The sequence below is a fragment of the Pseudomonas sp. HMWF006 genome (genome assembly GCF_003061205.1).
GTDB lineage: Bacteria > Pseudomonadota > Gammaproteobacteria > Pseudomonadales > Pseudomonadaceae > Aquipseudomonas > Aquipseudomonas monsensis.
The window spans coordinates 1,640-7,986 of sequence record NZ_QAIU01000378.1; the positions used below are offsets into that span (position 1 = coordinate 1,640).

The following is a 6,347-nucleotide window of genomic DNA, read 5'->3' on the forward strand; positions in this document are numbered from 1 at the left end:
ATGGCATTGGCGGTGAAGTCCGGGGTATGGCCGTTGATGGCCACGCGCTCTTCGAGATCGCTGCGCAGGCTGTCGACCATCTGCTCGTCTTCGTCATCGACGTAGCGGAATTTCTTCGGCAACTCGACCACGCCGATCACCCCGTAGGGATGCATGATCGCCATGCGCTCGACCAGGTTGGCCAGTTCGCGGACGTTGCCCGGCCAGCCGTGACGGCACAGCGACATGATCGCCGCCGAGTTGAAGCGGATCGAACCGCGCTTCTCGTGCTCCATGCGCGAGATCAGTTCGTTCATCAGCAACGGGATGTCTTCGACGCGCTCACGCAGCGGCGCCATCTCGATCGGGAACACGTTGAGGCGATAGTAGAGGTCTTCGCGGAAGGTGCCGATCTCGATCATGCTTTCGAGATTCTTGTGGGTCGCCGCGATGATGCGCACGTCGACACTCTGGGTCTTGTTGCTGCCCACGCGCTCGAAGGTACGCTCCTGCAGCACGCGCAGCAGCTTGACCTGCATCGGCAACGGCATGTCGCCGATTTCGTCGAGGAACAGCGTACCGCCGTTGGCCAGCTCGAAACGCCCGGCACGGCTGGTGATCGCGCCGGTGAAGGCGCCCTTCTCATGACCGAACAGTTCGCTTTCCAGCAGCTCTGCCGGGATCGCCCCGCAGTTGACCGGGACGAACGGTGCGTCGCGGCGCTTGGAATGGTAATGCAGGTTGCGCGCGACCACTTCCTTGCCGGTACCGGACTCGCCCAGGATCAGCACGCTGGCGTCGGTGTCAGCCACTTGCTGCATCATCTGCCGGACGTGTTGAATCGCCCGGCTGGTGCCGACGAGGCTGCGGAACAGATTGGGTTCGCGATGCCGGCCGCGCTCGCGGGCCTGGTCGTACATTTCGCGATAGACCTGGGCGCGGTGCAGGGAGTCGAGCAACTTGCTGTAGCTGGGCGGCATTTCGAGGGTCGACAGCACGCGGCGACGCTGGTCTTCAGGCAGGTCAACGGAAGAATTATCACCCATTAACAAAACCGGAAGGAACTCATCCCATGTCGAGAGTGTCTTTAACAAGCCCAAAAGCGCACCAGGAGCATTCACCGTCCCGATCAGTACGCAAATGACTTCACGACTTGATGACAAAGAGCCGACAGCCTGCTGCCAGTCATGGCTGCCGCAGGGCAAATTTTCTTCGCCAAGAAAATTCAAGATCACCGCCAGGTCGCGGCGGCGGACGCTATCGTCATCAATCAGCAGAATTTTGGTTTCACGCCACATGCAATAGCAACTTCCCTAGTCAACTCAATGCCCGAAAAATGGGGCAAGCGAGACGCTTGCAGGACACCATGTGCCTGTAGACGCCTGAAATCTGAAAACAGCCACTAGTTAAGTCAAAAAACCGTGCACAGTCAAATTTATGGCGCACATGTCTGGATTAACTGGGGGTTAATTAACCAAACAGATGGTAAACCTTTGCCGCGTTCTGCGCTTGGGTGATCTGCGACATCTCATCGACTATCGCCTGCCGCTCACCGGTCGCTGCATCCAGCAACCGCTTGTAAACCCCGAGCAACTCCTCAAGGTTGTCGCGCAACGCGGCCTCGTCCACCGAAGCTTCACTCAAGACGTCTTCCATGCAGGAACGGCAAGCCATGTCCAGCTCGCTGATGGCTTCCCAGTTGCGCTCGGCCAGAGCACCGACCAGAGCCTCGCGGGTTTCTTCGATTCGCTGCAATACAAGACTCATGGTGATCTCCTTAAAACTGTGGAGCCGGCGTGCCGATGGCATCCCAGCCGTCCTTGACCGTACGCAGCAGGTCAGCGACTTCGTCGAGGATCTTTGGATCGGTCTTGACGTTGGCTTCAGTCAGACGCTTCATCATGTATTCGTAAAGATTAGCCAATTCGCCAACCTGTTCCGACCGATTCTCCAGATCAAGCCCTTCAAGCAGACCACCGATGATGCCGATGGCTTTGCCGATCAGGATGCCCTTGTTCGGGATGTCCTTGCGCTCCATGGCGCCTTTGGCCTGAGCGATACGATCAAGACCGCCCTCCATCAGCATCTGCACCAGGCGGTGCGGGCTGGCTTCGGAAGCCTGGGCCTGAGCGCCAATCTTCTGATATTGCCGAAGGGCTAACATCGGGTTCATGCTCTACCTCTTCCAGAACTTTGCGATTCGTATAAACAGTCTATCGACACAGCGTCAAAAATCTTTAGGCCGAGACCAAAAAGCCCGACGAGCGCAATCCGCTGCCGGGCTTTTGGCGTTTGGGTGCTATCAGCCTTTTTGCTGCGCAGTGATTGCCTCGAACATCGAAGTGATGTTGGCTGCCGTTGCCTTCAGCTTGCCGACCAGGGTATCCATGTCGTTGTACTTTTTGGTCAATACCGCCGTCAGCGTTTCGATGCGACGATCCAGGGCCGCCTGCTGGTTGGCGAGATTGGTCTTGGCCTTGGCCAGGTTGGTCGAACGAGCATCCAGGATGCCTTCCTTGCCAGTCACCGTGTAAGGGGTGATGGAATCGTTCATTCGCTCCAGCAAGCCTTTGGCGGCACTACCGGTCGCGGCCGGATCCCCCAGAAAAAGCTTCTGAACTTCACCACCGAGCTGCTGTGAGCCCATAGCGTTGGTGAACTTGGTGCTATCGAAGTCCAGCGCACCGGTTTTCTGATTGGTGGTGATACCCAACTGCGACAGCACGGTCAGCTTGTCGCCGGCACCGGTAGTCGTCAACGGGTCACGAATAGACGCCAGAATACCGCGCGCCAATGGGTCACCGGTCAACGCGGCAGGAATGGTCGGATCGCCGTTATCATCCAGGGATGGCTTGGTCAGAGCATTGATACTGGTCACGACCTGGTTGTAAGCATCGACGAAGGTTTGAATGGATTTTTTCAACCCATCATTGTTTGGAGCTACCGTGACCGTTGTCGTTGCATTGGCACCAGCGACCAGGTTCAAGGTCAATCCGGAAATGGCCTGATCGACTTTGTTGCTCTTGCTGGTCAGCGCGAGACCATCAACACTAAAGTTAGCGTCCATGGCGAAGTCACCGATGGCACCCGCCGAAGTTGCCGTCGGCGTCGCGCCCATTTGCTGGCCGGCAGCAATCTCCAGCCCTGCGATACCACTCAAAGTGATATCGGAACCCGCACCTGTTGTGGTCGAACCCATGACCAAACGCGAGCCAAACGAGTCAGTCACGATGTTGGCGCTGAAACCATTGGCACCCTGCTGGGTGTTAATCGCATCACGCACCGATTGCAGTGTCGCGCCAGCCGGAATGGTCACGGGGCGGGAAACACCATTTTGCGTGATATTGAGCGTGCCCTCCGCAATGGGGCTGGTAGCGCCGCCAGAAAAAGCTGCGGTGGCAACCTTGGAAGAGGTCGCAAGGTTTGTAACCTTGATCGTATAAGTACCGTTTACAGCCGTGTTGCTCGCTACGGCGGTCAGTACTTTGGCATCGGCGGACGTAGCGTTAAAACCCAGAAACTGCGGATTTTGGGTATCGCCCAGATTCTTGATCGCGGCCTGAAAGTTTGCCAAGACACTTTTGAGACTACCGATCGCGGAGATTTGCGAGGTATTGGTGGAAGTCTGACGATCAATCTGGTTCTGCTTGGCTGCTTTGTCAGCATTCACCAAGGCTTTGACGATAGCACCGGTATCAAGGCCGGAGCCTAAACCCGTGCCCGGTAGAATTGGACTTGCCATGTGGGACTCCCTTCAGTGTGTCGCCGGTCTTTTGACCACTACAACGCCCAAAAGAACATAGCAACAAAATTCGTGCCAGCTGTCAGACTTTAGCGCTGAACAACAGGCTGCTTGCATCATTCAAACTATTTGCCAGTTTCAGCACTTCTTCGTTGGGGATCTGGCGGACCACCTCACCGGAGTCGCCGGCAATTACTTTGACCACTACTTTGCCTGAAGGCTCATCAATCGAGAACTCCAGGTTGCGTTTGACCGACTGTACGAACTTCTCGATTTCCTCAACGGCCATCTTCAGTTTTTCCTGTTCGGTTTTTGCGGTTTTACTATCTTCCTTGACGGCAGCCACAGGTGCAGCTTCCGCTCGAGGCTTCTCCGCAGGCTTGTCGGCAACAGTCGTCGCCTGCTGGGCCGCAGGATAAGACAAGTTCAGCTTCACGCTCATATCCATGTCCATCACCTCTTAAAGAGAAAAAGCGAGAGAGCGCGCAAGCGCACTCCCCCGCCAAAACTCATCAGCTATTACTGAAGCAGTTTCAGTACAGCGGATGGCAGTTGGTTGGCCTGAGCCAGTACTGCGGTGGAAGCTTGTTGCAGAGTTTGTTGCTTGGTCAGCTGTGCAGTTTCAGCAGCGAAGTCGGTATCTTGTACGCGGCTCAGTGCAGCACTGGCGTTTTCGTTGATGTTTTGCAGGTTGGAAATGGTGCTCGAGAAACGGTTCTGAGCAGCACCCAGGTCAGCGCGAGTGGCGTTGATGTTTGCCAGAGCAGCGTCGATCGCGGAGATCGAAGCGTCAACGTTGGTGTGGTTGGTAGCGTTGTCCACACCAGAGATAACCATACCGGTCATGCCCAGGGCGCTGGCGTCAAAGCTGGTCGACAGGGTCAGAGTGATCTGGTTGTCGGAAGTGGTGTTCGAACCTACCTGGAACTGCATCGAACCAGCGGTACCGTCGATCAGAGCCTTACCGTTCAGGTTGGTCGATTGAGCGATACGGGTCAGTTCAGCAACGGACTGTTGGAACTCTTTGTCCAGAGCGGTACGGTCAGCAGTACCGTTCGAGTCGTTTCGCGATTGCAGCGAGATTTCACGCATACGTTGCAGAATGTTGGTCGACTCTTGCAGAGCACCTTCAGCGGTCTGAGCGATCGAAACACCGTCGTTGGCGTTTTTGATAGCCATGGTCTGACCACGGATCTGCGAAGTCATACGAGTAGCGATCTGCAGGCCAGCTGCGTCGTCTTTAGCGCTGTTGATTTTCAGGCCGGAGGACAGACGGGTCATCGAGGTCGACAGTGCGTCGGACGCGCGGTTCAGGTTCTTCTGAACGCCCAGGGAAGTTGTGTTGGTGTTTACTGTTAAAGCCATGACGAATTCCTCGTTGGTTGGGTACTGCGGCTTCCGGCCCTGGCAACCGCCCGGTATGGCCTAGAGAACCTTCGTAATAGTTATCGTCGCCAACGCAGGTTGCTTTAGCAGAATTTCGAAAATTTTTGCCATCAGGTGGCCATCCCCCGTAAATCAAGGACTTGGCGCTCGTCCAGCAGCGAAAAAATGACGTCAGGAATACGCCGCTTACACAAATCAAAGCATCCTGCCGGTCGCGCCAGAGCGAAATTGTTTAAACAGACAGATTGTCAGCCAACACCTGAATCAACTCGTATTCCAGATAATCGGCCAACGCCAACCAATTCTGGGTTTCCTGGCATTGCAGCATCTGAGCAAGTACCTGCAACCACTCCTGCTGGCCTTGCTGAGAAGCCTTGTCGAACGACGGCTGGATATCAGTCACCAGATCAATCATGACCAACCCTGCTTCAACATCCCGCCCCAGGCGGAAAAGGACGGCGCAGTCGCTCGCCCTGACAGCAAACGATTCACTCCCACTCATACTGCCCACTCCGAATGAAACGCCGTCCCGGCGATCATCGCCCCTGCCCGACTGGTGTTATAGAAACGTACTTGTGGATGCCCGGCGATGAAGCGCTCCAGCTCGCACAGATAGCTGCGAAAGTTGAGCTGCGTTTTGATTCGTTGCCCGCGGCCATCGAGCACCCAGTGTTTGGCTGCGACCCGTTGCGGCCCCAGCTCACCGTCGCTCCAGCCGGCATGAGTCTTGTCGCCAGGAAAGGCAAAGTCGGCGCCGAACAATGTGATCTGTGCAGCGCCCATCTTCACCGCCAGATCCACCGCAGGATGAATCACACTGCCACCGACATACAGTTCGCCGCGTGGCATTTTTTGACGAATCACTTGATAGATCGGACTGGCCGAGTAAGCGGCGTAGCGCGGCCCTTGCCAGTCCTTGAGCACCTGTGGGTCGACCATGGGCATGTAGGCCAGCGTTATTGATGTCGTGTCCATCGGCGGCAGATGCCGAGCCGAAATGCGCTGATCAATGGTGACCACAATGTCAGGACGAATGCCGTGCTGCAGCAATGGGCGATACGCCGTATCGACACAAATGAACAATGGGCGCTCGGCTTGCGCGCGGATGGTTCGCAAACGCTCGAAGTGCAGTTCCAGACTCGGGCCCGTAGCGATCACGAAGACATCGCGCCCCACCTGCGAACCGAACAATTGCGTCACATCGCCGTCGCCGCGCACCAGCGCCTGGCTGGCCTGCAAG

General features: G+C 56.4%; 7 protein-coding genes and 1 pseudogene. All 8 read right to left on the minus strand.

What is annotated here, in order from left to right; genetic code table 11:
* Positions 1–1,277 (minus strand): annotated as a pseudogene (locus DBR24_RS15390) (sigma-54-dependent transcriptional regulator); the annotation flags it as partial.
* A gap of 172 nt (positions 1,278–1,449) precedes the next feature.
* On the minus strand, positions 1,450–1,746 hold the full coding sequence (locus tag DBR24_RS15395) for a flagellar protein FliT (protein ID WP_123465743.1): 297 nt from the start codon (positions 1,744–1,746) through the stop codon (positions 1,450–1,452).
* A 10-nt stretch (positions 1,747–1,756) separates the two neighbouring features.
* Complete coding sequence (fliS, locus tag DBR24_RS15400; protein ID WP_128615192.1) at positions 1,757–2,152, minus strand: flagellar export chaperone FliS; 396 nt, start codon at positions 2,150–2,152, stop codon at positions 1,757–1,759.
* A 129-nt stretch (positions 2,153–2,281) separates the two neighbouring features.
* On the minus strand, positions 2,282–3,721 hold the full coding sequence (gene fliD, locus DBR24_RS15405) for a flagellar filament capping protein FliD (RefSeq protein WP_128615193.1): 1,440 nt from the start codon (positions 3,719–3,721) through the stop codon (positions 2,282–2,284).
* An 82-nt stretch (positions 3,722–3,803) separates the two neighbouring features.
* Positions 3,804–4,169 carry a flagellar protein FlaG gene (locus DBR24_RS15410; RefSeq protein ID WP_128615194.1) on the minus strand — a complete coding sequence of 122 codons (366 nt, stop codon included), beginning with the start codon at positions 4,167–4,169 and terminating at the stop codon, positions 3,804–3,806.
* A gap of 71 nt (positions 4,170–4,240) precedes the next feature.
* Positions 4,241–5,086 (minus strand): flagellin domain-containing protein, encoded by an 846-nt coding sequence (locus DBR24_RS15415; protein ID WP_128615195.1) that lies wholly within the window; start codon positions 5,084–5,086, stop codon positions 4,241–4,243.
* Between the two features lie 253 nt (positions 5,087–5,339).
* Positions 5,340–5,609 carry a hypothetical protein gene (locus DBR24_RS15420; protein WP_128615196.1) on the minus strand — a complete coding sequence of 90 codons (270 nt, stop codon included), beginning with the start codon at positions 5,607–5,609 and terminating at the stop codon, positions 5,340–5,342.
* On the minus strand, positions 5,606–6,347 hold a 742-nt coding region (locus DBR24_RS32295; protein WP_256591523.1), incomplete at its 5' end, for a motility associated factor glycosyltransferase family protein. The genes DBR24_RS15420 and DBR24_RS32295, both read right to left, overlap by 4 nt.

What these genes read in the sequence shown, in the direction of transcription:
- DBR24_RS15395 (WP_123465743.1), bottom strand. Translation starts at nt 1,746, where the DNA reads ATGAGTCTTGTATTGCAGCGAATCGAAGAAACCCGCGAGGCTCTGGTC.
- fliS (WP_128615192.1), bottom strand. Translation starts at nt 2,152, where the DNA reads ATGAACCCGATGTTAGCCCTTCGGCAATATCAGAAGATTGGCGCTCAG.
- fliD (WP_128615193.1), bottom strand. Translation starts at nt 3,721, where the DNA reads ATGGCAAGTCCAATTCTACCGGGCACGGGTTTAGGCTCCGGCCTTGAT.
- DBR24_RS15410 (WP_128615194.1), bottom strand. Translation starts at nt 4,169, where the DNA reads ATGGATATGAGCGTGAAGCTGAACTTGTCTTATCCTGCGGCCCAGCAG.
- DBR24_RS15415 (WP_128615195.1), bottom strand. Translation starts at nt 5,086, where the DNA reads ATGGCTTTAACAGTAAACACCAACACAACTTCCCTGGGCGTTCAGAAG.
- DBR24_RS15420 (WP_128615196.1), bottom strand. Translation starts at nt 5,609, where the DNA reads ATGAGTGGGAGTGAATCGTTTGCTGTCAGGGCGAGCGACTGCGCCGTC.